25 protein-coding genes are annotated in these 25,368 nt (G+C 70.7%); 19 read left to right on the top strand and 6 right to left on the bottom strand.

The genetic code is table 11. The annotated features are described in order from the left end of the window. Positions 1-201 precede the first annotated feature (201 nt). Positions 202-846: an SIMPL domain-containing protein gene (locus VMD91_17460; protein ID HTW85861.1), complete on the top strand. Its 645-nt coding sequence runs from the start codon at positions 202-204 to the stop codon at positions 844-846. A 9-nt stretch (positions 847-855) separates the two neighbouring features. On the opposite strand, the gene VMD91_17465 is transcribed toward VMD91_17460, so the two are convergent. Both VMD91_17465 and VMD91_17470 read right to left on the bottom strand, forming a co-directional pair. Beyond that, a complete protein-coding gene (locus VMD91_17465) occupies positions 856-1,560 on the bottom strand; it encodes a GNAT family N-acetyltransferase (GenBank protein HTW85862.1) in 705 nt (234 codons plus the stop codon). A gap of 73 nt (positions 1,561-1,633) precedes the next feature. Continuing rightward, entirely contained in the window at positions 1,634-1,984 is a 351-nt protein-coding gene (locus VMD91_17470) for a hypothetical protein (protein ID HTW85863.1), read from the bottom strand. 233 nt (positions 1,985-2,217) lie between these two features. Here VMD91_17470 and VMD91_17475 point away from each other — a divergent pair, with 233 nt between their 5' ends. Genes VMD91_17475 through VMD91_17490 form a run of 4 tightly spaced genes read left to right on the top strand, consistent with a single transcriptional unit; the run spans position 2,218 to position 6,387 of the window. Further along, positions 2,218-3,357: a hypothetical protein gene (locus VMD91_17475; protein HTW85864.1), complete on the top strand. Its 1,140-nt coding sequence runs from the start codon at positions 2,218-2,220 to the stop codon at positions 3,355-3,357. Then, the gene (locus VMD91_17480; protein HTW85865.1) at positions 3,357-4,925 is read left to right on the top strand and encodes a hypothetical protein; all 1,569 of its coding nucleotides are present in this window, start codon (positions 3,357-3,359) and stop codon (positions 4,923-4,925) included. Before VMD91_17475 ends, VMD91_17480 begins: the two co-directional genes overlap by 1 nt. Further along, positions 4,922-5,557, top strand: a complete 636-nt coding sequence (locus tag VMD91_17485) for a hypothetical protein (protein ID HTW85866.1) — start codon at positions 4,922-4,924, stop codon at positions 5,555-5,557. The genes VMD91_17480 and VMD91_17485 overlap by 4 nt, the downstream gene beginning before the upstream one ends. Further along, a complete protein-coding gene (locus VMD91_17490) occupies positions 5,557-6,387 on the top strand; it encodes an alpha/beta hydrolase (GenBank protein HTW85867.1) in 831 nt (276 codons plus the stop codon). Before VMD91_17485 ends, VMD91_17490 begins: the two co-directional genes overlap by 1 nt. A 1-nt stretch (position 6,388) precedes the next feature. Here VMD91_17490 and VMD91_17495 read toward each other — a convergent pair whose 3' ends face one another. From VMD91_17495 to VMD91_17505, 3 genes are all read right to left on the bottom strand, one after another. Then, a complete protein-coding gene (locus VMD91_17495) occupies positions 6,389-6,853 on the bottom strand; it encodes a hypothetical protein (GenBank protein ID HTW85868.1) in 465 nt (154 codons plus the stop codon). 116 nt (positions 6,854-6,969) lie between these two features. Further along, positions 6,970-9,000, bottom strand: a complete 2,031-nt coding sequence (locus VMD91_17500) for an elongation factor G (GenBank protein HTW85869.1) — start codon at positions 8,998-9,000, stop codon at positions 6,970-6,972. 36 nt (positions 9,001-9,036) lie between these two features. Next, positions 9,037-10,230: an MFS transporter gene (locus VMD91_17505; protein HTW85870.1), complete on the bottom strand. Its 1,194-nt coding sequence runs from the start codon at positions 10,228-10,230 to the stop codon at positions 9,037-9,039. Between the two features lie 146 nt (positions 10,231-10,376). Between VMD91_17505 and VMD91_17510 the strand changes: the two genes are divergently transcribed. From VMD91_17510 to VMD91_17575, 14 genes are all read left to right on the top strand, one after another. After that, positions 10,377-11,294, top strand: coding sequence for a branched-chain amino acid ABC transporter permease (locus VMD91_17510; protein HTW85871.1), 918 nt, complete (start codon positions 10,377-10,379; stop codon positions 11,292-11,294). Further along, positions 11,295-12,170 carry a branched-chain amino acid ABC transporter permease gene (locus VMD91_17515; GenBank protein HTW85872.1) on the top strand — a complete coding sequence of 292 codons (876 nt, stop codon included), beginning with the start codon at positions 11,295-11,297 and terminating at the stop codon, positions 12,168-12,170. It begins immediately after the preceding gene. Continuing rightward, positions 12,167-12,982, top strand: a complete 816-nt coding sequence (locus VMD91_17520; GenBank protein ID HTW85873.1) for an ABC transporter ATP-binding protein — start codon at positions 12,167-12,169, stop codon at positions 12,980-12,982. The genes VMD91_17515 and VMD91_17520 overlap by 4 nt, the downstream gene beginning before the upstream one ends. Then, on the top strand, positions 12,979-13,698 hold the full coding sequence (locus VMD91_17525; GenBank protein HTW85874.1) for an ABC transporter ATP-binding protein: 720 nt from the start codon (positions 12,979-12,981) through the stop codon (positions 13,696-13,698). Before VMD91_17520 ends, VMD91_17525 begins: the two co-directional genes overlap by 4 nt. 11 nt (positions 13,699-13,709) lie before the next feature. Then, complete coding sequence (locus VMD91_17530) at positions 13,710-14,882, top strand: ABC transporter substrate-binding protein (GenBank protein HTW85875.1); 1,173 nt, start codon at positions 13,710-13,712, stop codon at positions 14,880-14,882. A gap of 62 nt (positions 14,883-14,944) precedes the next feature. After that, the gene (locus VMD91_17535; GenBank protein HTW85876.1) at positions 14,945-15,889 is read left to right on the top strand and encodes a thiamine pyrophosphate-dependent dehydrogenase E1 component subunit alpha; all 945 of its coding nucleotides are present in this window, start codon (positions 14,945-14,947) and stop codon (positions 15,887-15,889) included. Further along, positions 15,882-17,324 carry a pyruvate dehydrogenase complex E1 component subunit beta gene (locus tag VMD91_17540; GenBank protein ID HTW85877.1) on the top strand — a complete coding sequence of 481 codons (1,443 nt, stop codon included), beginning with the start codon at positions 15,882-15,884 and terminating at the stop codon, positions 17,322-17,324. The genes VMD91_17535 and VMD91_17540 overlap by 8 nt, the downstream gene beginning before the upstream one ends. Beyond that, complete coding sequence (locus tag VMD91_17545) at positions 17,314-18,156, top strand: 2-oxo acid dehydrogenase subunit E2 (GenBank protein ID HTW85878.1); 843 nt, start codon at positions 17,314-17,316, stop codon at positions 18,154-18,156. The genes VMD91_17540 and VMD91_17545 overlap by 11 nt, the downstream gene beginning before the upstream one ends. Before the next feature lie 79 nt (positions 18,157-18,235). After that, the gene (locus VMD91_17550) at positions 18,236-19,399 is read left to right on the top strand and encodes an ABC transporter substrate-binding protein (GenBank protein ID HTW85879.1); all 1,164 of its coding nucleotides are present in this window, start codon (positions 18,236-18,238) and stop codon (positions 19,397-19,399) included. Between the two features lie 7 nt (positions 19,400-19,406). After that, a complete protein-coding gene (locus VMD91_17555; protein HTW85880.1) occupies positions 19,407-20,513 on the top strand; it encodes an Ldh family oxidoreductase in 1,107 nt (368 codons plus the stop codon). Between the two features lie 148 nt (positions 20,514-20,661). Then, positions 20,662-20,940 (top strand): hypothetical protein, encoded by a 279-nt coding sequence (locus VMD91_17560; GenBank protein ID HTW85881.1) that lies wholly within the window; start codon positions 20,662-20,664, stop codon positions 20,938-20,940. A 38-nt stretch (positions 20,941-20,978) separates the two neighbouring features. Then, complete coding sequence (locus VMD91_17565) at positions 20,979-22,172, top strand: thiolase family protein (protein HTW85882.1); 1,194 nt, start codon at positions 20,979-20,981, stop codon at positions 22,170-22,172. Positions 22,173-22,230: 58 nt separating this feature from the next. Next, a complete protein-coding gene (locus VMD91_17570) occupies positions 22,231-23,718 on the top strand; it encodes an alpha/beta hydrolase-fold protein (GenBank protein ID HTW85883.1) in 1,488 nt (495 codons plus the stop codon). Beyond that, the gene (locus VMD91_17575; GenBank protein HTW85884.1) at positions 23,719-24,576 is read left to right on the top strand and encodes a hypothetical protein; all 858 of its coding nucleotides are present in this window, start codon (positions 23,719-23,721) and stop codon (positions 24,574-24,576) included. Here VMD91_17575 and panB read toward each other — a convergent pair. Beyond that, on the bottom strand, positions 24,564-25,367 hold the full coding sequence (gene panB, locus VMD91_17580; GenBank protein HTW85885.1) for a 3-methyl-2-oxobutanoate hydroxymethyltransferase: 804 nt from the start codon (positions 25,365-25,367) through the stop codon (positions 24,564-24,566). The genes VMD91_17575 and panB overlap by 13 nt on opposite strands. Between the last annotated feature and the right edge of the window lies 1 nt (position 25,368).

Below are 25,368 nucleotides of genomic sequence, written 5' to 3' on the forward strand. Positions count from 1 at the left end.
GGAGGTGGTGCGCGCCGCCGACCACGCGCTGCTCCAGCCGATGTTCGTGGCCAAGCTCGAGCCGGCCGGGACCGGCTTCGAGCCCAAGCTGCTGCGCACGATCCCGCGCGAGGCGGTCGCACCGCCGGTGCGTCCCTTCAAGTAGCGAAACCGCTAGTCGAACCGGAGTGCTCGCACGGACCCACGAAGCGAGCGCGTATGGTGAAGGCGTTGGTATTCGCGGCGTTGGCCGCGGTCGTTCCGGCCGCGGCCGTTGCGCAGGCTCGGCTGCCGATCTCGCAGCATCCGCCGGCCGGGATCACCGTCACCGGTCACGGCACGGTGACCGTGAGGGTGCAGCAGCTCTGGTTCGTCGCGTTGGTGCGCGGGACCGCCGACGAGCAGTCGATTCGCGCCGCGCTCGAGGCCGCCGGCATCGATAACGTCTCGATCGGCAGCGAAGGTTCGGCCGTCTTTCCGAACGCGCCGACGGCGGTGCGCGGGATGATCCACGACGTCTCGCCGCTGCGGCTCGATCAGGTGCGGGCGGCCGCGGCCGACTTCGTGCGCACGCACCCGGGGACGACCATCGACAACATCCGCTTCACCCCGCCGCTGGTCGGGTGTGCGACGAACTTCGAACAGCCCGCTCGCGAGAACGCGATGGCGGACGCGCGCCGCAAAGCCGAGGCACTCGCCGCCGCGAGCCAGGTCAGCCTCGGCGCCATCGTCGCCGTCGACGAGAGCGGCGGCTGTCCGACCATCGACCCCGGGAGCGTGATGAGCGCCGGCCAGACGAACTTCAACCTAACCACGCTCACGGCCGCGGTCAACGTCACCGAGACGGTGACCTACGCGATCCGCTGACGGCGCGGGCTAGGGCTTCGGCGCGCGGCTCGCGGTGAAGTAGTAGTCGGCCAGCCGGAAGCCCGCGCTCTCGAGCGCCGCTCGCTCGCGGCCGGCGACGGTCTCGATCGCGGCGCAGACGCGCTTGCCGGTCGCCTCGGCGCGGTCGGCCGCGGCGGCCAACACCACCGACGCATAGCCGTGGCCGCGGTGCGGCGGATAGACGACCAGGCGCAGCTCGGTCCAGTGCGCGTCGAGCGCCTCGCTCAGGACCAGCGCGACGCTCTCGCCGCCGATCTCGGCGACCTCGATCAGCGGCGCGCGGAAGGCCGGCGCGTGGTCGCGCTGCAGGTCGGGCAGCGTCAAGCGATCGCGTTGCGAGGGCGGCCGGAACCCGACCTGTGCGACGCGCGCGGCGTCCATGCGGCGCACGAACGTCGCCCCGACCGGGCGGAGCACCAGGTCCATCGCGCTCACCGCACGGCGCGTCACCTCGTCGCCGCCGTAGAACCAGACGGTGCGCGCGGCGGTCGCGGCCAGCGCGTCGGCGAGCCGCCGTGGCGGATCCTCGCCCTGGGTGACGTCGAAGCGCACCAGGGTGTCGGCCGGCAGCAGCGAGCCGTCGGCGACGAAGGCGACGGCAACGGCGCGGGCACCGTCGCGGATCGCGACGCCGCGCGCGTGGGCGCGCACGAGCTTGGCGCGGGAGAGATCGGGCAGCTGATCCAGGTACATCGCAACCTCGGAAACGACGGAGCGCGCCGCGAGCTTCCTCGCGACGCGCTCCGTCTCCGTGATGATCAGGGACTCAGGCGGCCTTTTTGCGGCGCGTCGTCTTGCGGCGCGTGGCCTTCCGGCGCGTGGCCTTGCGCACGACCTTCTTGGCGCCCTTGCGGGACGCGCTCTTCTTGCTCGTGCTCTTGCGGGTCGACGACTTCTTGCGAGGAGCCGCCTTACGCGTGGACTTCTTGCGGGTGGTCTTCTTGCGGCTCGTGCTCTTGCGAGCCGAGGTCTTGCGGGCCGCCTTCTTCCGGGTGGTCTTCTTGCGCGCGGTCGCCTTACGCGGAGCCGCCTTGCGGGCAGCCTTCTTGCGCGGCGCAGCTTTGCGCGTTGATTTCTTGCGCGTTTTCTTCTTCGGCGCAGCCGTGGTATCGGCCATTGATCGTGACCGTGTCCTTTCTTGCGCCCGCGGTCACCCGACGGGCGCGCGGAGACCGGCGGATACGCCGCCGGCGGGAGTTGCCTACCTTATACCATTCATCGGCGATTCGTGCAACTTTTAGCAGGAGCTCCGCCCGGTGACGTCGTTGCGGCCGTGTGCCGCGCAACGTCGCCGGACGCCGTCGCGCGGGGTACAGGAACCTTGCTGCGGATGTCGCAACGGCCGGGTTCATGAAAAGACGTATGTCGGCGCTCGGGTGCGCCCTCGCGTGCGTCGCCGTCGCTCTAGCGCCGCTTTCGGCGCGCGCCGACACGACGGAGGCCGCCGCCCTCAACGCCGGATTACTCGAATCCGCCAACGCCGCGCTGGAACGCGCGATGCTCGACGAGCACCCGACGGTCGCGCAAGCGAACCCCGTCGGCAGCCCGCAGCAACCACTGCGCAAGCCGTCTCTGCCGCAAGGCCTTACCTATAACGTCGACGTTTCAGCGGCGTTCCCGGAAGGCCGGCTCGGCTACAACGCCGGCGACCCGGGCGGGATGGACGCGGGCATCGGCTACGCGTTCTCGCGGACCAATCGCCTGCAGCTGGGCTACTACGAGATCCAGCAAGTCCCGGTCGGCTTCAGCAACGTCAACGTGCCGCTGTACCTCCAAGGCTACACCGGCCCGGGCACCAATCTGCCCGGCGCGTCGCTCGGCAACGCCAACACCGGACTGGTCGACGTCACGACGAAAGACAAGATATTCACCGCCGTCGATCAGAACTTGATCATGGCCGGACCGCTCCCGATTGTGATCTCGCCCACGTACCTGGCGCACTGGGCGTCGATCGGCGGGCTCGGTCAGAGCGACGTCGAGACCGTCGAATACGACGGCTACCCGACCACGCTGCACCTGCGCACCGAGCAAGAGTGGCTGTTGCCGCTCACCATCCCGTTCCTCTCCACGCCGCGCATGTTCGGGACGATCACCGGCGCGGCGCAGTGGCTGGTCCACCCGGCGGGCGTGAACCAGACGAACCATCCGCAATTCTTCGGATTGCTCTATCTCGAGTACCGCGCCAGCCCCAAGACGACGATCTTCTTCCAGCCCTCGCGGCTGGTGCAGTACGACCCCGTCGATCCGTATCCGCAGTACACGCCGACCTTCGTGTTCGGCCTCTCGCACCGGTTCACGCCGTGGCTCTACACGCAGTGGACGTGGCTCGAAGGCGGCGCGTCGAACACCGGGCAGTGGGGCATCACCAGCCTGACCTGCCAACGGTTGCCCTGTACGCCGAGCCTCGTCGCGCCGACGATCGCCGGCCTCCACGCCGCCGAGATCCAGCTCCAGCTGGGCATCGGCTCTCCCACGGTAATTCCGCTGTGATGCATCATCTCCGTGTCGCCGCCGTGCTCGCGGCCGTGGCCGTCCTCGCCGCCTGTTCCGGCGGCGGCGGCGGCAAGAGCACCACCAACGCGCTGCTGCCGCCGGCCCACGTCGGCTCGACGGCCAGCGGCACCGTGACCATCGCCGGCGTCGGCGACAGTTTGACCGCCGGCGAACAGTCGGACGGTACGATGGGCGCCGATCTCCCGATCATCGAGGCGACCTCGCCGCTCGGCCAGATCGGTCCGGTGCAGCGCACGCAGGAGCACGGCTTCTTCGCGCTGCTCTGGGAACAGGCCAACGGCGTCGACATCACGACGATGAGCAACCCGGCGACCTCGCCGTTGCCGCTGCTCACGCCGCCGGGACTGGGCTCGATCCTCGCGCCGACGGCGGCGGGATTCCCCTACAGCGGCATCACCACGCCGTGCGACGCGCACCAGATCGCGGCCAACACGTTCAGCACCGCGCTCTCGCTGCGCGAGAACCCCGCGCTCAACCCGTGGGACGTCGGGATCCCGGGCCAGACGACGCACGAAGCGCTCTACATGGTCGGCCCGACCGGAAACTGCAGCGTCAACGCGTCGAACTCGCCGGCGTCGTTCGTCGACCTCAACGCGCTGGTCAACGGTGAGAGCCAGATCTTCTGGCCGATCCTCGCCGGCTTCGGCCAGGGCGTCACCCAGGTCGAGGCGGCGGCCTCGCTGCACGCGCAGCTGGCCACCGTGTGGCTGGGCAGCAACGACCTGCTCAAGTTCGCGCTCTCGGACGGCGCGGCCCCGGTCACCGCGCCGGCGTCGATCCAGGCCGACATCACCGCGATCATCAAGCAGCTCCAAGCCGCGGGCTCGAAGGTCGCCGTCGCCAACCTGGTCGACGTGATGGGCGCGGCGACGTTCATCCCGGTGACGCCCAGCAATCCCTCGCAGCTGAGCTATCAGAACGAGCTCGCGCTGTTCATCCTGCGCGGGATCGAAGAAGAGAACCCGACCATCCCGGCCTCCGTCGCGCAAGGGATCGCGAACCAGTACGCGACCGCGTACGCGCAGCAAGAGATCGCGCAGACCGGCTTGGGCAACGCGGGCTACTTCACCATCAACGCGTTGTTCGCGACGCTGCAGACGGCGCTGACCCAGATCCAAACCCAGGCGACGCCGGTCGCGCCGACGATTCCCGCCGGCGACGTCGTTCCCGACGCGGTGGCGACCGAGGTGGAGACCCTCAACACGGCCTACAACGCGTCGATCGCCGCCGCCGCCTCGGCGACGGACGCCGCACTGGTCGACATGCACACCGCGTTCGTCCAGATCGAGCAGGCCGGCGGCCTGCCGGTCAATCCGCCGGCCTGCTGCTCGCTGATCTACGGCGGCGGATTCTTCAGTCTGGACGGCTTGCATCCGTCGAACACGGGCTACGCCGTGCTGGCGAACCTGTTCATCGACAAGATCGACTCGGCGTACGGGATGTCGATCCCCGAGGTCAACGTCTCGACCATCTACGCCACCGACCCGTACGCGCCGGGCAACGGCGTGTCGGGTTCCGCGCACCTCCGAAAGACGGTGAAATGACGATAGCACGTACGCAGCTGATCGCTGCTGCTTGCGCCGCCGGCGTCGCGCTCTTGGGCGCGGCGCCGACCAGCGGGCCGGCGGCGGCGTTCCTCGACGCGTGGGGCAAGATCCAGAGCTACACGTGCAACTTCAAGGTCCACGAGACGAAGGGCACGGACACTCAGGACCGCACCTATCACTACGCGTATCTCAAGCCGCACTACGCGCGCATCGACATCACCGGCGGTCCGGGCCGCGGCGGCGGCGCCGTCTGGACCGGCGGCGACACGGTCAGCGGGCATCAGGGCGGTTTTCTCAGCGGCATCCACTTGACGGTCGGCATCCACGACGGCCGCGCGGTCGATCTGCGCGGCGGCACGATCACCGACGGCTCGTTTCAGAACATGGCCGACGACGTCACCGCGGCCAGCTCGCTCACGCTCGGCACGGCGAGCTACCAAGGTGCGACCGTCGACACGGTGACGTTCCCGTACACCGATGCGAACGGCGCGACGAAGCGCACGATCTTCCTCTCGCAGACGACGCACCTGCCGGTGCGCCGGCTGACCTACTGCGGCGAGGCGGTCTGCATCGACGAGGCCTTCACCGACGTCAATCCCGACGCCAAGCTGACCCCGCAGAACTTCTGATGCAGGCCACCGTGGACGGCCGCCGGATCGGCTACGACGATTCCGGCGGTCGCGGCACGCCGCTGGTGCTGCTGCACGGCTTCCCGCTCGATCGCACCGTCTGGGACGACGTCGCCGGCGCGCTGGCCGGCACGCGCGTCGTGCGGATCGACGTGCGCGGCTGCGGCGAATCGGAGCCCAGCGAGGGTCCGGCGCTGATGGAACAACTGGCGGGCGACGTCGCCGCGCTGCTCGACCGGCTCGACGTCGAGCGCGCGGCGCTGGTCGGCCACTCGATCGGCGGCTACGTCATGATGGCGTTCTTCCGCATGTACGCCGAACGCGTGGCGGGGCTCTCGCTGGTCGCCAGCCACGTCGCCGCCGACGCCGCCGGCAGCGCGGCCGCCACGTCGAGCGCCGAGCAGCGCACGCTCGCGAGCGGACGCGATGCGCTCGCGCGCGAGCTCGAGACGGGCGGCACGATGGAGCCCGCGATCGCGAGCTATCTGCCGCGCTATCTCGCGCCGCCGCGCTACGAGCGGCAGCCGGAGCTGGTCGAACGGCTACGCGCCCTGATGGCGCGCCAGAACCCGGCCGGCTGCGCGCAGCTCGTGCGCGGTATGCAGGCGCGGGTGAGCGGCGAGGATCTGCTCGCCGACGTCGACGTTCCCGCGCTGGTCATCGCGGGCGCGCAGGACTACTACCTGACCACGGCCACGCTGCGGGGCCTGGCCGACGCGATGGGTGCCGACTACGTCGAGCTCGACGGCGTCGGGCACGTCCCGATGATGGAGGCGCCGGCACCGACGGGGGACGCGCTGGCGGCGTTCGCGCAGCGCGTCCGCGGCTGAGCTATGACGAGCCGGTCTTGAAGCTCGCGAACGACTTGTTCTCGCACGTCGACGCCGTGTTGTAGAGCGAGACGTCGTACTCGGTGTTCGCGGTGAGCGTCACGGAGAGCGTTCCCATCAGGTACGTCGTGTTCGCCGGCGCTCCGGAAGGCGGCGAGGTCGCCGCGAGCGTGACGGCCGCGACCTCGGCCCCGGTGCTGGCGTTCTCGATGATCAACTGGTATCCCGACGGCGTCTCGGCGGGTCCGCTGGTGCTCGGCGAGACCGACATCTCGACCGAGCTGATCGTGGTCGAGACGGTCTGGTCGCCGCTCGCCGGCGAGACGAGCGCCGGCGTGAAGCCTTGGCATGCGGTGGTGCTGATCGACTGCGTCCCGTAGTCGAGGCCCGCGCCGCCGCAGCCGGCCAGGGCCAGCGCGGCACCGACCAGGACGGCACTGCGCGTGAAAACTGAGCTGATACGCAAGCGGGCGTTCTCCGGGAAAAGTGGTGGTAGCGTCCGTACCCGCTACGTCACCGGAGCCCCTTTCGGTTCCGCAGGCCGGAGAGACGGAACGCTCGCCGTCCCTCCGGCCGCGGCCACTACACGCCGGTCGGGTTGCGCTCGGGGACGAACTCGAAGCGCTCGTGCTTCGCGGTGAAGGTCCCCAAGCCGACGGTCGCCGTCCGCAGCTCGGTGGCATACCGCCCGAGCTCCGCTTGCGGGACCAGCGCCAGCACGCGGTCCCAGCCCGGTTTCTCGCCCGGCTCGAAGCCGAGGATCTGGCCGCGCTTGGCCGTCAGCTGCGCGACCGCACCGGACAGCGACGCGGAGGGAACCTGCGTTTCGACGCGGGCGAGCGGTTCGAGCACCTGCGTGCCGAGCTTCTCGAGCGCATCGCGCACGGCCATCCCCGCCGCGATCTTGAACGAGGCTTCGCTCGAATCGACGCTGTGGAAGGAGCCGTCGAACAGCGTGACGTGCAGGTCGGTGACGGGATACCCGTGCGGGCCGCCGCTCGCGAGCGCTTCGCGCACGCCTTTCTCGACCGCGGGGAAGAACTGCCGCGGCACCACGCCGCCGACGATCTTCTCCTCGAAGGTCACGCCGCTGCCGCGCGCGCGCGGCTCGAAGCGCAGCTTGACGTCGGCGAACTGGCCGTGGCCGCCGGTTTGGTGCTTGTAGCGCGCGTGCACCTCGGTGCCGCCGCGAATCGTCTCGCGATAGGCGACCGCCGGCGGGTTGGTCTTGACGTCGACGTTGTACTTGCGCGCCAGCCGCTCCGTCGCGGTCGCGACGTGCACTTCCCCGTTGCCCAGCAGTTGCAGCTCGTTGGTGAACTCGGCGCGCCCCACGCGCAGCGCCGGGTCCTCGTCGATGAGCCGCGCCAGCGCTTGCGAGAGCTTCGCTTCGTCGAGCCGCTGCGCCGGCGCGATCGCGACCGCGAACGACGGCTCGGCGAGGGGGACGGTCGGCATCAGCACGCCGGCGTTGGGCGAGCTCAGCGTGTCGCCGGTGCCGACGTTCTCCAGCCGCGCCAACGCGACGATCGAGCCCGGGCCGGCCGCGGTGACCGGCTCTTGCCGCTTGCCGAACAGCCGCACGATCCCGCTCAAGCGGACCGTCGCGTTGCCGCGCGAGGCGTCGACCAGCGCGCTCTGCGCGGTGATCGTGCCGCTGAACACGCGCACGACGGAGAGCTTTCCCTGCTGCGGGTGGTTGATGGTCTTGCACACCTGCGCGACGACGGGCGCGTCGGCGCGCGGCTCGACCACGCGGCCGTCGACGTCGTGGCGCGGCTCGGTCTGCGGCGAGGGAAACAGGCGCGCGACGGCGTCGACCAGCGGTGCGACGCCGACGTTCTCCTGCGCGCTGCCGACCAGCACCGGAACGATCTGATCGTGCGAGCAGTCCTCGCACAGGTCGCGATCGATCTCGTCCTGCGGCGGTTCTTTCCCGTCGAGCAGCTCTTCCATCAGCGCGTCGTCGAAATCGGCCAGCGCTTCGAGCAGCGTCGTGCGCTGCGCTTCGACCAGGTCGTGCATTTGCGCCGGGACGTCGATCTCCGAGACGCGCGCGTCGCCGTCGAGATAGGCTTTGCGGGTGGCGAGATCGACGTAGCCGCCGAACTTCTCGCCGCCGCCCAGCGGCAGGTGGGTCGCGACGACGTGCGGTCCGTACGCGGCGCGCAGCGCCGCCAGCGTGCCCGCGAAGTCGGCGCCCGGCCGATCGGCCTTGTTGACGAAAAAGAGATGCGGCATCTTCCGCATCTCCAAGTAGTCTACGATCGCGGCGGTCTGCGCCACGCGGTCGGGGTCGGCATCGAGCACGACCACCGCCGCGTCGACCGCGGCCAGCACGGTCTTCGTCTCCCCGAAGAAGTCGACGAAGCCGGGCGTGTCGACCAGCGTCAGGTCGACGGGTCCGCATGCGGCGTGCGCGAAGCCGCAGCACACGGATTGGAGGTGGTCGATCGCTTCGGGCTCGCAGTCGGTGATCGTCGTCCCGTCGCGGACGGATCCCCTGCGGGGAATCGCCCCGCAATGTGCGAGCAGCGCTTCGACCAGCGTCGTCTTGCCCGCATGGTGCGGTCCGACGATGGCGATGTTCCTGAGGCGCGCGATGTCATCCATCGGCTGCCCTCCTGCACTCACAAAAGGTCCGCGGGGCTACGCGTCCCGGCGAGGTTCCTCCTGCGGGGAGCGTGGCCGCAGGACCAGATAGGCCAGCGCCGCGGGCAGCGGCGCCAGGGCGGCCAGGGTGAGCGCCGCGTCGGCGCCGGCGCGGGTGACCACGACCCCGATCAGGGCGACCCCCAGCGAGCCGATCCCGAAGGCCACCCCGTTCATCAGACCGAGCGCCGTCCCCAGGTGCCGGGGCAGCAGCTCCTGGGCCAGGGTGACCCCGGGCGCGTTCTGGACGGCCAGCAGCGCCGAGCCGATCAGCAGGGCCACCACCGCCGGCGCACCGTGGAGGGCCAGGCCGGCCAGCAACGGGGGCACCGAGAGGAGCAGCCCGAGCACCGCCACGCGGCGCGCGCCGAAGCGGTCGGCGCCGGCGCCGCCGGCGTAGAGCCCGAGCGCCGCCGCGATCAGGAAGGCGGTGACGATCGCGCCGCTGGCCGTCAGCGGCAGGCCGCGCGCGCTGAGCAAGTTCGGCAAGTAGAACGCGAACGCGGCGGCCGTCAGGTAGCGCAGCGCCGTGCTGGCGACCAGGAAGCCGATGGCGACGTGGTCGACCTGCCCGAACGAGAAGCGGGCGGTGTGGCGCGGCGCGACCGCGTCGGCGTCGCGGGCGAAGGCCGGCATCAGCGCCGCCACGCCGAGCGCGGCGAGCACGCCCGGCACCGCCATCGCGACCGCCGCGCCGCCGCCGGCGTGCGCCAGCAGCACGGCCGCGACGATCGGGCCGATCCCGTAGCCGACCTGGCCGCCGATCTGGTAGATCGAGATCGCCGAGGCCCGCCGCGTCCCGCCCAGCAGCGCCGAATAGCGGCCCGCCTCGGGGTGCATGACGGCCGAGCCGAGGCCGCCCAGCACGACGCACGCCACCAGCACCGCCATCGACGCCGTCGCCGCGGCGGCCGAGACGGCGACCGCCGTCAGCGCGACCGACGCCGGCAAGAACCACCACCGCCCGCGACGGTCGCTGTACGCGCCGACCAGCGGCTGGGCGACGGAGCTGGTCAGATACCAGGCGAAGGCGAGCGCGCCCTGACACCACGCCGGTAAGCCGGCGCGCGCGACGTCGTAGAAGAGCACGAACGGCAACACGCCCGAGTACAGGTCGCTCGCGCCGTGGGCGAACGCCATCAACGAGACGCCGCGCAGGTCCCAGCGGCGGGTCAGCGAGGCGGTTGACATTGCGTTGCCTTTCGGCAGGGCCGATTCGCGGCCTTCGGACCATTCGGCCACGCACGCGGCGCGCGTGACAAGGAGTTGCGTGCCTGCCCGCTGAGAATCGAGGCGCAGGAATGTTGTTGCGCTCGACCGCTTACGGTCGCATCGGTGTGCTCCTGCTGCTCGTCGTCGCCGTGGCGGCGTGGCTGTTGCCGCCGTACTACACGGGGCTGATCGCGCTGGTCGGGCTCTACAGCCTGGTGACGATCGGGCTCAACCTGTTCATGGGCTACGCCGGACAGGTCTCGCTCGGACAGGCCGCGTTCTTCGGCATCGGCGCGTACGGCTCGGCGGTGCTGGCCACGCGCTACGGCGTCTCGCCGTGGATCGGCACCATCGTCGGGGCGATCCTCGCGGCGGTCGTCGCCTACGCGCTCAGCTTCGTCGCGTTGCGCCTGCGCGAAAACTTGCTGGCGCTCGCGACGCTCGCGCTGGGGATCGTCATCGGCGTCGTCTTCAGTCAGTGGGACTATCTCGGGGGCACCTCGGGGATCAAAGGCATCCCCGGCTTCGCGCTCGGCCCGCACCTCTTCGGACTGCGCGACTATGCGGTGCTGGCGTTCGCGGTGCTCGCGATCGGCGTCTGGTTCGCCGGCAATCTCGTGCGTTCGAGCTTCGGGCGCGCGCTGATCGCGGTCTCCGCGGGCGAGCTGGGCGCGCAAGCGCTGGGCGTGGACGCGGAACGGCTGCGCCGCCAGACGTTCGTGCTCTCCGCCGTCTACGCCGGCGTCGCCGGCGGCATCTACGCCTCGTACCAGTCGTACATCGATCCGACGCAGTTCGGCTTTCTGCTCTCGGTACAGTTCGTGCTGATGTCGGTGATCGGCGGGATCCGCTCGCTGTGGGGCGCGGTGATCGGCGCCGCCGTCGTCGTCGCGCTCGGCCAAGTGCTGCAGGCCGTCGTCCCGCTGGTGCTGCCCAGCGCGCGCGGCGACTTCCAGCAGTTCTTCCTCGGAATCATCTTGGTCGCGATGCTGATCCTTTTGCCGCGCGGTATCGCCGGCCGCCTCGCGGAAGGCCGGGCCTGAGTGCTGCTGTCCTCGATCTGGCAATACGTGCTGGCCGGCGTCGTCGTCGGCGCGATCTACGCGCTGGTCGCGGCCGGCTTCGTGCTGATCTATCAGGTGACCGGGATCATCAATTTCGCGCAGGGCGAGTTCACCATGATCGGCGCGATGACGGCGGCCTCGCTGGCCGCGGCCGGGATGCCGTTGCCGCTGGCCGCGCTGCTGGCCGTGCTGGCCGCCGCCGTGGTCGGCGCGCTCTGCTATCTGCTGGCGATTCGACCGGCGGCGAAGGCGACCGGGGTGACGCTGATCTTCATCACGCTCGGTCTCGACGTCGCGATACGCGGTGCCGGCCTGTTCGTCTGGGGCACCAACCCGCTCAGCTTGAACGCGTTCAGCAGCGGGACGGCGATCACCATCTTCGGCGGCGTGTTGCCGCCGCAAGCGCCGTGGGTGCTCGCGACCGACCTCGTCGTGTTCGCGGGGCTGTACCTGTTCTTCCGGCACACCTACGCGGGGACGGCGGTGCGCGCGGCGGTCGCGAACCCGCCGATCGCTTCGACCTTCGGCATCCCGCTGCGCGCGTTCGCGTTCTGGAGCTTCGTCGTCGCGGCGGCGATCGGCGGACTGGGCGGCGTGGTCATCGCGCCGATCCAGAGCCCGACCTTCGACATGGGACTCAACCTGGGCTTGGCCGGCTTCGTCGCCGCGGTGCTGGGCGGACTGGACAGCCTGCCGGGCGCGTTGCTGGGCGGTTTCGTGCTCGGCATCGTCGAGAACGTCGCCGGCGGTTTGCTCTCGACCGGATGGGAAGAAGGCATCGGCTTTCTGATCCTGGTGATCGTGCTCGTGCTGCGACCGCAGGGGCTGCTCGGACGAGCGGCGCGCCGCGCGTGACGGCCGGCGCGCCCGCGTCGACCGCGACGCTCGCGGTGCGCGGCGTGACGATGCGCTTCGGCGGCGTCGTCGCGGTCGACGACGTCGCCTTTACCGCGCGCGGCGGCGAAGTGCTGGGCGTCATGGGGCCCAACGGCGCCGGCAAGACGACGCTCTTCAACGTCATCAGCGGCGTGCAGCGCCCGACCGCCGGCAGCGTGGAGCTCGACGGCACGGTGCTGACGGGGATGAGCGTCGACCGCGTCGCCGGCCACGGCGTGACGCGTACGTTCCAAACGCCGGTGATGTTCTGGGGGCTGACGGTGCGCGAGAGCGTCGCCGTCGCGCTGGCCGCGCGCGAGACGGGCCGCGTCTATCCGCCGCCGCCGGTGCACGGGCTGGTGCCCAGCGGGCTGGGTTTGCCCGGACGGCGCGCGCGCGACGAAGCGTTGCGCGAACAGGCCGATGCGCTGCTGGCCGCGGCCGGGATCGCACACATGGGCGATCGCGTCACCGAGTCGCTGGCGTTCGGCGAAGAGCGGCTGCTGGAGATGACGCGCGCGCTGGCGATGGGCCCGCGCGTGCTGCTGCTCGACGAGCCGCTCTCCGGGCTCAACCCCGACGAGATCGCCGACGTCATCCGCGCCGTGCGTGCCGCGCGGGCCGACGGCATCGCGGTGCTGCTGGTCGAGCACGCGGTGGGCGAGCTGCTCGGCGTGGCCGACCGCGTCGTCGTGCTCGACCACGGGCGCACGATCGCGCAGGGCGACCCCAAGGCGATCGCGGCCGATCCGGTGGTGATCGACGCCTACCTCGGAGACGAGCTCGAATGAACGACGACGCGCCGGTCCTGCAGGTCGAGAACGTCTCGACGACGCGCGGGCGCGTGCAGGTGCTGTGGGACGTCAGCCTGCAGGTCGGCCGCGGCGAGACGGTCGCGCTGGTCGGTCCCAACGGCGCCGGCAAGACGACGCTGGTCGGCTCGATCACCGGCTTGATCCCGCCGTTCGCCGGCAGCGTGCGCGTGCGCGGCGAGGACGTCACGGGCAACGCGCCGCGGGCGATGGCGAAACGGCGCGTCGCCCTGGTGCCGGAGCGGCGCGGAATCTTCGCGCCGCTGACGGTGCGCGAGAACCTGATGCTAGGCGCGTATTCGCGGCGCGCGTCGCGGGCGGAGCTGGCGGCCGACGTGGCCGACGTGCTCGAGCTGTTTCCCGCGCTGCGGCGCTACATCGACGCGCTGGCCGGTTCGCTCTCGGGCGGCGAGCAGCAGATGGTCGCGATCGGCCGCGCGCTGATGGCGAAGCCGGAGCTGCTGCTGCTCGACGAGCCGAGCCTCGGTCTCGCGCCCAAAGTGCGCGCGGAGAACTTCGGCGCGCTCGCGCGACTCGCCGAGCGCGGCGTCACGATCCTGCTCGTCGAGCAGAATTTGCGACTGGCCGCCAAGATCTGTTCGCGCGCGTACATGATGCAGCGTGGCCGCGTCGTCGGCACCGAATCGTCGGACGAGCTGGCGCGCTCGGCCCGGCGCGTCTACCTGGAGTTGTAGGAGGAAATAGCATGCGTTCGTCCCTTCGTCTCGCCGCGGGCGCACTCGGTCTCGCGCTGATCTGCTCGGTCGCACCGAGCCGGCCCGTCGCCGCGGCCGGTGAACCGTACGTCATCGGCGCCATCCTCTCCGAGAGCGGGCCGGGTGCGACGCTCGGGCGCCCCGAGGCGGACAGCATGCAGCTGGCCGTCGACGACATCAACAAGGCGGGCGGGATCGCGGGCCGCCAGATCAAGCTGACGATCCTCGACGATCAGTCCGACGCGACGACGGCGGTCAACGACTTCCGCAAGCTCGAGGACGATCACCCGATCGCGATCTTCGGTACGCCGCTCACGCCCACGTCGCTCGCGCTCGTCGACGAGGCGCAAAAGGCGCAGATCCCGCTGGTGTCGTTCGCATCGAGCGCGAGCGTCGTCACGCCGGTCGACCAGCACAAGTGGATCTTCAAGATCCCGATCAACGACACCGAAGTCGCCAAAGCGATGCAGGCCTACATGAAGAAGCACGGCCAGACCAAGGTCTCGTTCATCTACCGCAACGACGACTACGGCAAGACCGGGCGCGCGCACTTCCTGGAGGCCGGGAAGGCCGAGGGCTTCACCGAGGTCTCGAGCGACGCGATCGACGCGACCGCCGGCGACGCGACGACGCAGCTCACGCACGTCAAGGCCGCCAACCCGCAGGCGCTGATCTGCTGGACGACGCTGCCGTCGGCCAACGTCATCCTGCGCGGCTTCCGCGAGCTGGGCTTGACGATGCCGCTCTACTACTCCGACGGCGCCGCGACGGGCGTGTTCCCCAAGCAGGCGGGGCCGGCGATCGACGGGACGTACATCGCGACGATGAAGGTCAACGTCGCCGACCAGCTGCCCGAGGGCGACCCCACGAAGAGGCCGCTCGACCACTACATCGCCGCGTTCGACGCCGGGTATCCGAAGGACGCGCCGGTCAGCATCTTCGGCACCTGGGGCTACGACGGCGTCGGCTTCCTCAAGGCCGCGCTCGAGAAGCTGAACGGCAAGAACGTCACGGCGGCGACGCTGCGCGACCAGTTCGAGCACACGACCTTCGTCGGCGTCTCGGGGACGTTCCGCTTCTCGCCCAGCCAGCACTACGGACTCTCCGAGAGCGACGTGCTCGTCTCGCAGATCCAGCACGGCAAGTTCACCATCGTTCATTAGTGGGTTCGCCTTTCGGCGAACCCGTCGCGTTCGGGCTTCGCCCGAGCCGCCGGAGGTACGGTATGACCCAAGCCGAGCGGGAGCGTGCGTACCGCGCGTTCTCCCTCGCGCGGGCACTCGACGAACGGATGTGGCGGCTCGCGCGCGCGGGCCGTGCCCACTTCGCCGTGCCGTGCAGCGGCCACGAAGCGATCGGCATCGGCTACGCGCTGGCGCTGCAGCCGGGGCTGGATTGGCTCTCGCCGCACTACCGCGACCTGGCCGCGCTGCTCGTGCTCGGCATGCAGCCGCGCGAGGTGATGCTGTGCTTTTTCTCGCGCCCGTCCGATCCGAACGCGCGCGGGCGCCAGCCGTACGCGCACTTCGGCTCGCGGCGGCTGCACGTGCTCTCGCAGCAAGGACCGCAGCCCAACCACTGCACGCACGGCGTCGGCTGCGCCTGGGCCTCAAAGCTGCTGGGCGACGGCAGCGTTTCGGTGGTGGCGTTCGGTGACGGCGGGGCGCAGAAAGGCGAGGTCCACGAGTCGATGAACCTGGCCGTCGTCCACCGCTTGCCGGTCGTGTTCGTGATCCATCGCAACGGCTGGACGCAGTCGGTCAAGCGCGCCGACGAGTACGCGACCGAGACGCTGGTCGAGCGCGCCGCCGGCTACGGGATGCCGGGGCACGCGGTGGACGGCATGGACCTCGAGGCGATGTTCGCCGCGGCCGGCACCGCCGTCGCGCGCGCCCGCGCCGGCGAAGGCCCCTCGCTGATCGACGCCGCCTGCGTGCGTTTTCTTCCCAACACCTCGAACGACGACGACACGCGCTACCGCGATCCGGCCGAGGTCAGCGCCGCGCGCGCCACGCTCGACCCGCTCGTGCGCGCACGCGCGCTGGTCGACCCCGCGTTCGCCGACCGTGCCGACGCCGAGGCCGCGGCGGCGGCCGACGACGCCGCCGAGTGGGCGGAGGCCCAGCCGCTCGGCGATCCGGCCACCGTCGCGGAGCACGCCTATGCGTGAGCTGACGATCATCGAGGCCGTGCGCGAAGCGCTCGGCGAGGAGATGGCGCGCGACGAGCGCGTGGTCGTGTTCGGCGAGGACGTGGGCAAGCTGGGCGGCGTCTTCCGCGCCACCGACGGGCTGTACGAGCGTTTCGGTGCCGAGCGCGTCATCGACATGCCGATGTCGGAGACCGCCATCGCGGGCATCGCGGTCGGCATGGCGATGCGCGGGCTGCGTCCGGTCGCCGAGATCCAATTCGCCGACTTCATCCACGCGTGCATGGACCATCTGGTCGGCGAAGCGGCGAAGATCCGGTGGCGTACCGGCGGCGACTGGTCGGTGCCGATGGTGATGCGCACCGCCTACGGCGGCGGCTTCCGCGGCGGGCCGTACCACTCGCAGAGCGTGGAGGCGTACTACGCGCACGCGCCGGGGCTCAAGGTCGTCGCGCCCGCGACGCCGGCCGACGCCAAGGGACTGCTGCTGGCGGCGATCCGCGATCCCGACCCGGTGCTGGTGCTCGAGCACAAGCGCACGTACCGCGCCATCCGCGGCCCGGTGCCCGACGGCGATTACGTCGTGCCGATCGGCGTCGCGCACGTCGCGCGCGAAGGGCGCGACGCGACGATCTTGGCCTACGGGATGATGCTGCACGAATCGCTGGCCGCGGCGGAGACGCTGGCCGCCGAAGGGATCGACGTCGAGGTCGTCGACTTGCGCACGCTGCTTCCGCTCGACCGCGAGACGATTCTCACCTCGCTGCGCAAGACGCGGCGGCTGTGCGTCGTCCACGAGGACACGCTCACGATGGGGTTGGGCGCGGAGCTGTGCGCGATCGCGGCCGAGGCCGACGTGCTCGACGTCCCGCCGGTGCGGGTCGCGATGCCCGACATCCCCGGCATCCCGGTCGACGACGTCCTCGAGGACGCGGTGCTGCCCAACCGGCAGACGGTCCACGCGGCGGTGGTGCGGCTGATGGACGCGCGGCCGTCGCGCGCGAGCGCGCGCGCCGCCTACGATCCCGGCATTCCGCAAGCGTCCAGCACGATCGAAGTCGCGCTCCCCGAGGAGCATCTGCGCCGCGCCGTCGACGCGTTGGTCGACGCCTGCCGCGCGTTCCCGCGCCTCAACGCGACGTTCTCGTGGACCGGGATCGTCGAGCACGACGAGGTGATCGTCGACCTCGATCTGGGGCCGACGGCGCCGGCGCGCGGCGGCGGCACGATCACGCTGATCGACTACGGAGCGTCCGGGGCCGATCTCGCGGTGCCGTTCGTTCGCCCCGGCCAAACCGCCGCGGTTCGGATCGGCGCGGTGCGCGGCGGACGGGCTTTCGTGACGTGCGCGGTCGATCACCGCGCGGTCGACGGCGCGCTCGTCGGCCGATTCCTCGCTGCGTTCAAGGCGGCGCTCGAGCGCCGTCGATCTCCGGAGGCCGTTCGTGCAGGTTGAGTTCCCGCGTCTCGCCGACACGCTCGTCGAGGGCGTCGTCTCCGCGTGGTACAAGCGGCCGGGCGAGAACGTGCGCAAGGGCGAGCCGTTGTTCGCGGTCGAGACGGACAAGGTCAACACCGACGTCGAGTCGCCGTATACCGGCGTGCTGGCCGAGATCCTGGTCGCCGAAGGCGAACATGCCGAGGTCGGTCAGGTGCTGGCGCGCGTCACCGCGCCGGGCGAGTCGGCCGCGAGCGGGGCAACGAGCGCGCCGATGACGCCCGCGACGCCCCCCTCGGCGCCGCCGGTCGCGAGCGCGAACGGGCTCTCGCCGATCCGCCGCCGCATCGCCGAGCGGATGACCGAAGCGCGCGCGACGATCGCGCAGGGCTCGTGCGCGCGACTGGTCGACCTGCGCGGCATCGACCGGCACGGCGTCACCTGGACGGCGTTCTTCGTGCGCGCCCTGGCGCGCGCGCTGGACGCCGACCGCATCGGGGTCGCGATCGAGATCCCGGACGGTCTGGTCGTGCCGGTGGTTCCCGATGCGCGGGACGCCTCGCTGCACGATCTGGGCGTGCGCATCGCCGATCTGGGCCAGCGCGCGCGCAGCGGAACGCTGACGGCGCTCGACGTCGGCGGCGCGGCGGCCAGCGTGACCAACGTCGGCGCGACCGGGACGCTGCTGGCGTTTCCGCTGGTCGCGCCCGGCGAGCCGCTGATCCTGGCGCCCGGCGCAATCGTCGAGGGATCGTGTTGGTTGGCCCTGTGCTACGACCGGGCGAAGCTGGACGAGTACGAAGCCGACCGGCTCCTGGGCCGCGTCGTCGCGGAGTTGACCGGCGCGTAGATTTCTTCCGAGGCCTCCGGCGCCGCTTGCAGAAGAACGCCGCCACATCATCCGTCCCGGAGGTCTTTTTGCGATGCGTATGACCGACGCGCGTCTTGGCGCGCTAACGCTGGGTGTGGGCCTGCTGTTCACGGCGGCGGCGCCGCCCCGCGTGGTGGCCGCGGCCGGAACGCCGTACCTGATCGGCGCGGCGGTCTCAGAGAGCGGTCCGGGCGCGTCGCTCGGGCGGCCCGAGGCCGACAGCATCCAAATGGCGGTCGACGAGATCAACGCCGCCGGCGGCGTCGACGGCCATCCGCTCAAGGTCACCATCCTCGACGACCAGTCGGATCCGACCACGGCCGTCAACGAGGTGCGCCAGCTGCTCGGGCAGCACGTGATCGCGATCATCGGCTCGTCGCTGACGCAGACCTCGATGGCGATGGTCAAGGACGTGCAGGACGCCGGGATTCCGATGATCTCGCTGGCGTCGAGCGCGCAGATCATCGAGCCGGTCGCCGACCACAAGTGGGTCTTCAAGATGCCGATCACCGACACGATCGTCGCCAAGATGATGCAGAGCTACATGAAGCGCCACAACGAGACGAAGGTCGGCTTCGTCTACCGCAACGACGACTACGGCAAGACCGGGCTGCAGCACTTCGAGGACGCGGCCGGCTCGTCGATGACGGTCCTCGATCCGCAGGCGATCGACGCCAGAGCCAGCGACGCGACCACGCAGCTCACCCACGTCAAGGCCGCGAACCCGCAAGCCACCGTCGTGTGGAGCACGCTGCCCTCGGTGACCGTGATCATGAAGGGCTACCGCGAGCTGGGGCTGACGCCGCCGATCTACTTCTCCGACGGCGCCGCGAACGGTGCGTTCTTGCAGCAAGCGGGACCGGGGATCGACGGCGCGTTCATCGCCAGCACCAAGGTCAACGTCGCCGAGCTGCTGCCGGCGAGCGATCCGCAAAAGAAGATCCTCGATCACTACATCGCCGCGTTCTCGAAAGCGTATCCGAAGGATCTGCCGATCAGCATCTTCGGCGGCTTCGGGTACGACGCGGTCGAGATCCTCAAGTCGGCGCTCGAGCGCGCTCATACGAGCGACCCGGCCAAGCTGCGCGACGCGATCGAGCACACCACCTACGACGGCGTCTCGGGGCTCTACCGCATCACGCCCACCGATCACAACGGGCTGGCGGAGGACTCGCTGGTGCTCACGCAGGTGAAGGGCCAGAAGTTCACGCTCGTCAAGTAACGCCGGGATGATCGGCGAGGAACCTTCCAAGATCCGCACGCACGAGGCGGCCGAGCACGCGTTCATCCGCGCGTCGCTCGCCGCCGTCGGCGTCTCGGAGAGCGACGCGCGCGACGTCGCCGACGTGCTGGTCGCCGCCGACGTGCGCGGCGTCGAATCGCACGGCATCGCGCGGCTCGATTTGTTCTACGTCAAGCGCATCGAGGCGGGCGTCGTCCGGGCGCGGCCGGAGTACACGGTGCTGTGCGACCGGCCGGCGCAGTTCGCGATGGACGCCGGCAACGGTCTCGGGCATCCGGCCGGCAAGCACGCGATGCGCGCCGCGCTGCGCAAGGCCAAGGAGAACGGCATCGCGTTCGCGACCGTCAGCCACTCCAACCACTACGGCATCGCGGCGTACTACGCGATGATGGCGCTCGAGGAAGAGGGCCTGATCGGCCTCTCGATGACGAACTCGACGCACCTCGCGGTGCCGACCTACGGCCGCGACAAGACGACCGGCACCAATCCGATCGCGGTCGCGATCCCGGCCGGCAACCATCCGCCGTACGTGCTCGACATGGCGACCACCGGCATCACGTACGGCCGGCTCGAGGTCAGCGAGCGCAAGGGCAAGCAGCTCAAGCCCGGCTGGGCGGTCGGTCCCGACGGCACCGAGACGCTCGATCCGACGCTGGCGAAGACGCGCGGCGCGATCCTGCCGCTGGGCGGCTTCGGCGTCGATCACGGCGGCCATAAAGGCTATGGGCTGGGCGCGCTGGTCGAGATCCTGTGCGGCGTGCTCTCGGGCGGCGTGTTCGGCAACGCGCTCAACACGCCGGAAGACGGGCTGCACGGCGGTCACACCGGCCACTTCTTCGGCGCGTTCCGCATCGACGCGGTGCGCGACCCGCTCGCGTTCGCGCGCGACATGGAGCGCGAGCTGGCGACGTTCGAGAACAGCACGCCGGTCGCCGGCGTCGAACGGGTGCAGACGGCCGGCGAGCCGGAACGCGTGTTCACCGAGCGCTACCGCCGCGAGGGCGTACCGATCGATCCCAAGGTGTGGGAAGGCATCGACGCGATGGCCGACCGGCTGGGAATCGCCAGGCTGGAGCGCTTCGAGGTCGCCTGATCCGCGAGATGAACGGCCCGTGAAAACGGGCGCGCTCGCGCGACGACGACGCATAGCGGAGCCGTTTTCGGGATATCGTTCTCCTGTCTGCTCTCTTTACCACTTCGGAGGTATCGATATCACGATGATGATTGCACATGGCCGGCGCATGCTTGCCGCGCTCCTGCTCTCCGCGACGGCGGTGGCGGCGAGTGCCGGCGCTGCGTCGGCGCAGTGGTGGCACGGCAACCCGCCACCGCCGCGGTACGAAGCACATCCATACCGTCACGGTTACGTCTGGGAAGGCGGCCACTACGCCTGGCGCGGCGGCGCGTGGGTGTGGATCGGCGGCAACTATATCGTCGCCCGCCCGGGCGCGCACTGGGTCCCGGGCCACTGGCGCTACAGCCAGTACGGCCGCCAGTGGGTCCCCGGCCACTGGGTCTAACGTAGGCCGGTGCGCGGCGCGCGACGTAACGAAAGCGGGTGAGTGAAGCTTTCGTCGTCGACGCGCTGCGCACGCCCATGGGGCGGTACGCGGGCGCGCTCGCCTCTGTCCGTCCCGACGATCTGAGCGCGCGGGCGATCCGCGCGCTCGTCGAGCGCACCGGCGTCGACCCGTCGGTGATCGACGACGTCTTCTGGGGCGCCGCGAACCAAGCCGGTGAGGATTGCCGCAACGTCGGCCGCATGGCGACGCTGCTGGCGGGGCTGCCGACGACCGTCCCCGGAACGACCCTCAACCGCTTGTGCGGGAGCGGATTACAAGCGCTCAACAGCGCCTACCATGCGATCGCCGCCGGCGTCGTCGACGTCGCCATCGCCGGCGGCGCCGAGTCGATGTCGCGCGCGCCCTTCGTCATCCTCAAGGCCGAGAAGGCGTACGACCGTGCGCCCGAGATCCACGACTCGACGCTCGGCAACCGCATGATCAACCCGCGGCTGGCGGCGATGTACCCGCCGATCGCGCTGGGCGAGACGGCCGAGAACGTCGCGGTGCAGTTCAACGTGTCGCGCGACGATCAGGACCGTTTCGCCTACGCCAGCCAGATGCGCTATCAGGCCGCCAACGCCGCCGGCAAGTTCGCCGACGAGATGGTCCCGGTCACCGTCGAGCAAGGGAAGAAGAGCTACGAGGTCAGCGCCGACGAACCGCCGCGCGCCGACACGACGCTCGAAGGACTGGCCAAGCTGCGGCCCGCGTTCCGCGAGGGTGGGACGGTGACGGCCGGCAATTCCTCGCCGCTCAACGACGGCGCGTCGGCGCTGCTGGTGTGCAGCGTGGAAGCGCTGCAGAAGTACGGTTGGACGCCGATGGCGCGCTTCGTGACCTCGGCGACGTTCGGCGTCGACCCGAGCATCATGGGGATCGGCCCGATCGGCGCGACGAAGAAGGCGCTCGCGCGGGCGAAGCTCACCGCAGACGATCTCGACCTGGCCGAGCTGAACGAGGCGTTCGCGGCGCAGAGCGTCGCCTGCGTGCGCGAGCTGAAGCTCGATCCGGAGAAAGTCAACGTCAACGGCGGCGCGATCGCGCTCGGCCACCCGCTGGGGTGCAGCGGCGCGCGCATCACGACGACGCTGCTGCACGAGCTGCGTCGCCGCGGCGGCCGCTACGGCTTGGCTACCATGTGCATCGGCATGGGCCAAGGCATCGCCACCATCTTCGAGCGCGTGTAACCGCCGCATGCGATCGTTCGTCGCGCCGCTTCTCGCGGTGTCGGTTTTCTCGTGTGCCGTGCCCGCGGCGGCCGCGCCGGAGCGACCGGCGCACGTCACCGTGCGCTTCGCCCCCGGGCTCGGCGAGCTGCACGGGCGTCTGTTGCTGTTCGCGGCGCGCACCGCGCCGCCGCGGGGCGAGCTCGAGCCGTCCTACCTGCACCCGCGTGCGGTCGAGATCCTCGGCGTCGAGGTCCACGGCGCACCGGCCGGTTCGTCGATCGAGCTGCCCGTCGACGGTGACGCGTACCCGACGCCGTGGCGCGCGCTCGCGCCCGGCCGCTACGTGGTGCGGGCGGAGCTGGACGTACGCCACCGGTACACCTACGACGGCGGTCAGCCCGGCGATCCCGACAGCGGCAACCTCACGGTCACGCTGGCGCCCGGCGCCGACGTCACCGTCAACGTGCGCGCGCGGCGGGGCCCGGAGCCGGTCCCGCCGCGCTTCCGCGCGCCCGAGCCCCAAGGTGCGCGCATGGAGACCTTCGTCTCGCCCGCGCTGAGCGCGTTCTTCGGCCGCCCAATCGTCATGCGCGCCTACGTCGTGCCGCCGCCCGGCTACGACGTCACCGCGTCGAAACGCTACGCGACCGCGTACGTGATCGGCGGCTACGGCACGTCGGATCGCGTGCTGCCCTTCGCCGCCGCGGCGCGCGCGCGGCTGCTCGCCAAACACGGCGGCACGCAGCTGTTCTACGTCTACCTCGATCCGCACGTCCCGCTCGGGCACAGCGTGTTCGCGGACTCGGTCAACAACGGCCCGTGGGGCCGCGCGCTGACGACCGAGCTGATCCCGTACCTCGAGTCACGCTGGCCGCTGCGGGCGCAGTCCGGCGCGCGCTTTCTGACCGGTCACTCGTCGGGCGGCTGGACGACGATGTGGCTGCAGACCACGTATCCCGAGGTGTTCGGCGGCACGTGGTCGACCTCGCCCGATCCGCTCGACTTCCACGACTTCACCGGGCCGAATCTCGTCGATCGTCCGAACGGAAACATGTACGTCGACGCGCACGGCAAGCCGTACATGCTCGTGCGCATCGCCGGCAAGGACGCCGTGCCGCTGAAGGACTACATCCTGCAAGAGCGCGCGCTGGGCGAGTACGGCGGCCAGTTCGGCTCGTTCGACGCGGTCTTCGGCCCACGCGGGGCCGACGGCCGGCCGCAACCGTTGTTCGATCGCACCAGCGGACAGATCGACGCCGCCGTCGCGCGTGCGTGGGAAGCGCACTACGACATCGTCCACAACCTCGTGACGCACTGGGCGACGCTGGGGCCCGAGCTGCGCGGCAAGCTGCACGTGTACGTCGGCACCTGGGACACGTTTCATCTGGAAGCCGGTGTCCACCGGCTGCACGACGCGCTCGCGAAACTGCCCGGCAGCGACGCGCAGACGACGTTCGTCCCGCACCGCACGCACTTCGATCTCTACCAAGGGCCGAACGGCGGCCTGACGGTGAAGATCGACCGCGCGATGACGGCCGCCGCGAAAGCGTCGGCGAACCCCTAAGTGTCGCGAGGCGCCGACGTCACCGTCGTCACCTACCGGAAATACCCGGACCTGCCGCCCGACGATCAGCTGTTCCGCCGCGCGCTCGACGCGCGCGGCGTGCGCGTGCGCGCCGCGGTCTGGACGGATCCGACCGTCGACTGGTCCGCCTCCCCACTGACCGTCATCCGCGCGACCTGGGACTACCCGCAGCGTTTCGCGGCGTTCCAGGCCTGGCTCGACCAGGTCGAGCACGCGACTCGGCTGGTCAACGACGCCGCGACCGTGCGCTGGAACGTGCACAAGCGTTACCTCGCGGAGCTGGCGTCGCGCGGGATCGCGATCGCGCCGACGGCCTTCGTCGGCGTGGACGAGGCGGTCGAGCTAGCAGCCCTCTGCCGCGCGCGCGGCTGGGACGACGTCGTGCTCAAGCCGAGCGTCGGCGGCAGCTCATTCGGCGCGCGGCGCTTTCGCGGCAAGGAGCTCGCATCGACCGGCGCGGCGCATCTGCGCATGCTGCGGCTTCGGGGCACGGTGCTGGTCCAAGCGTACGTCCCCGAGGTCGAGACGGCCGGCGAGCGCGCCCATGTCTTCGTCGGCGGCGCGTGGTCGCACGCGGTGCGCAAGGTTCCCTTCAACGACGCGACCGAGACCACGGCGGAAACGCTGCACCAGCCCGATGACGCCGAGCTGACGTTCGTCCACGGCGTGCTCGCCGCCCTCGACGGGCCGCCGCTCGCCTACGCACGCGTCGACGTGCTCCCGACCGCGCACGGCCTCGTGCTCATGGAGCTGGAGCTGATCGAACCCAGCCTGTACTTCGAGCTCGCGCCGCCGTCGGCCGACCGGCTGGCGGAAGCGGTGCTTCAGACCCGGTAGCCGTTGGTTTCCCGCACGGCGGCGAGCTTGGCGGGGGGATAGACCTGTTCACGGACTTCGTTCGCGTAGGCGCGCAGGGCGCTCGTGGCCGCCTCGGCGAGGTGGGCGTACTGCTTGGCGAACGGCGGCGATTCGGGATAGAGGCCGAGCACGTCGTGCAGGACGAGCACTTGGCCGTCGCAGTGCGGGCCGGCGCCGATGCCGATGGTCGGGATCGGAACCGCGGCGGTGATCGCCTCGGCGATGCTCTCGTCGATCATCTCGAGCACGACGGCGAACGCGCCCGCCTCGGCGATCGCTTCCGCGTCGCGCAGCAGCTGATCGCGTTCGCGCTTGCGCTTGAAGCCGCTGCCGAGCGCGGCGGTCTGCGGGAGCACGCCGATGTGCGCGCAGACGGGGATGCCGGCTTCGACGATCGCGCGAATGCGCGGCGCGGCGGCGGCGCCGCCCTCGAGCTTCACCGACGAGGCGCCGGAGCGTTTGATCAGGTCCGAGGCGCTGGTGACGGCGAGGTCGTCCGAGGCGGCATACGTCCCGAACGGCAGGTCGACGATGACGTGCGCCTTCTCGGTGCCGCGAACGACGGCGGCGCCGTGGCGGACCATGTCGTTCAGCTCGACGGGGATCGTCGAGGTGTAGCCGAGGACGACTTGGCCGAGGGAGTCACCGCAGAGGAGGACGTCGATGCCGGCCGCCTCGGCGCAGCGAGCGAACGGCGTGTCGTAGGCGGTGACCATCGGGAACGAGGCGCCCTTGCGGGCGGCGATTTGGCTGGCACCGAGCCGGGTCATG

Source organism: Candidatus Sulfotelmatobacter sp. (assembly GCA_035504415.1).
Taxonomy (GTDB): domain Bacteria; phylum Vulcanimicrobiota; class Vulcanimicrobiia; order Vulcanimicrobiales; family Vulcanimicrobiaceae; genus Vulcanimicrobium.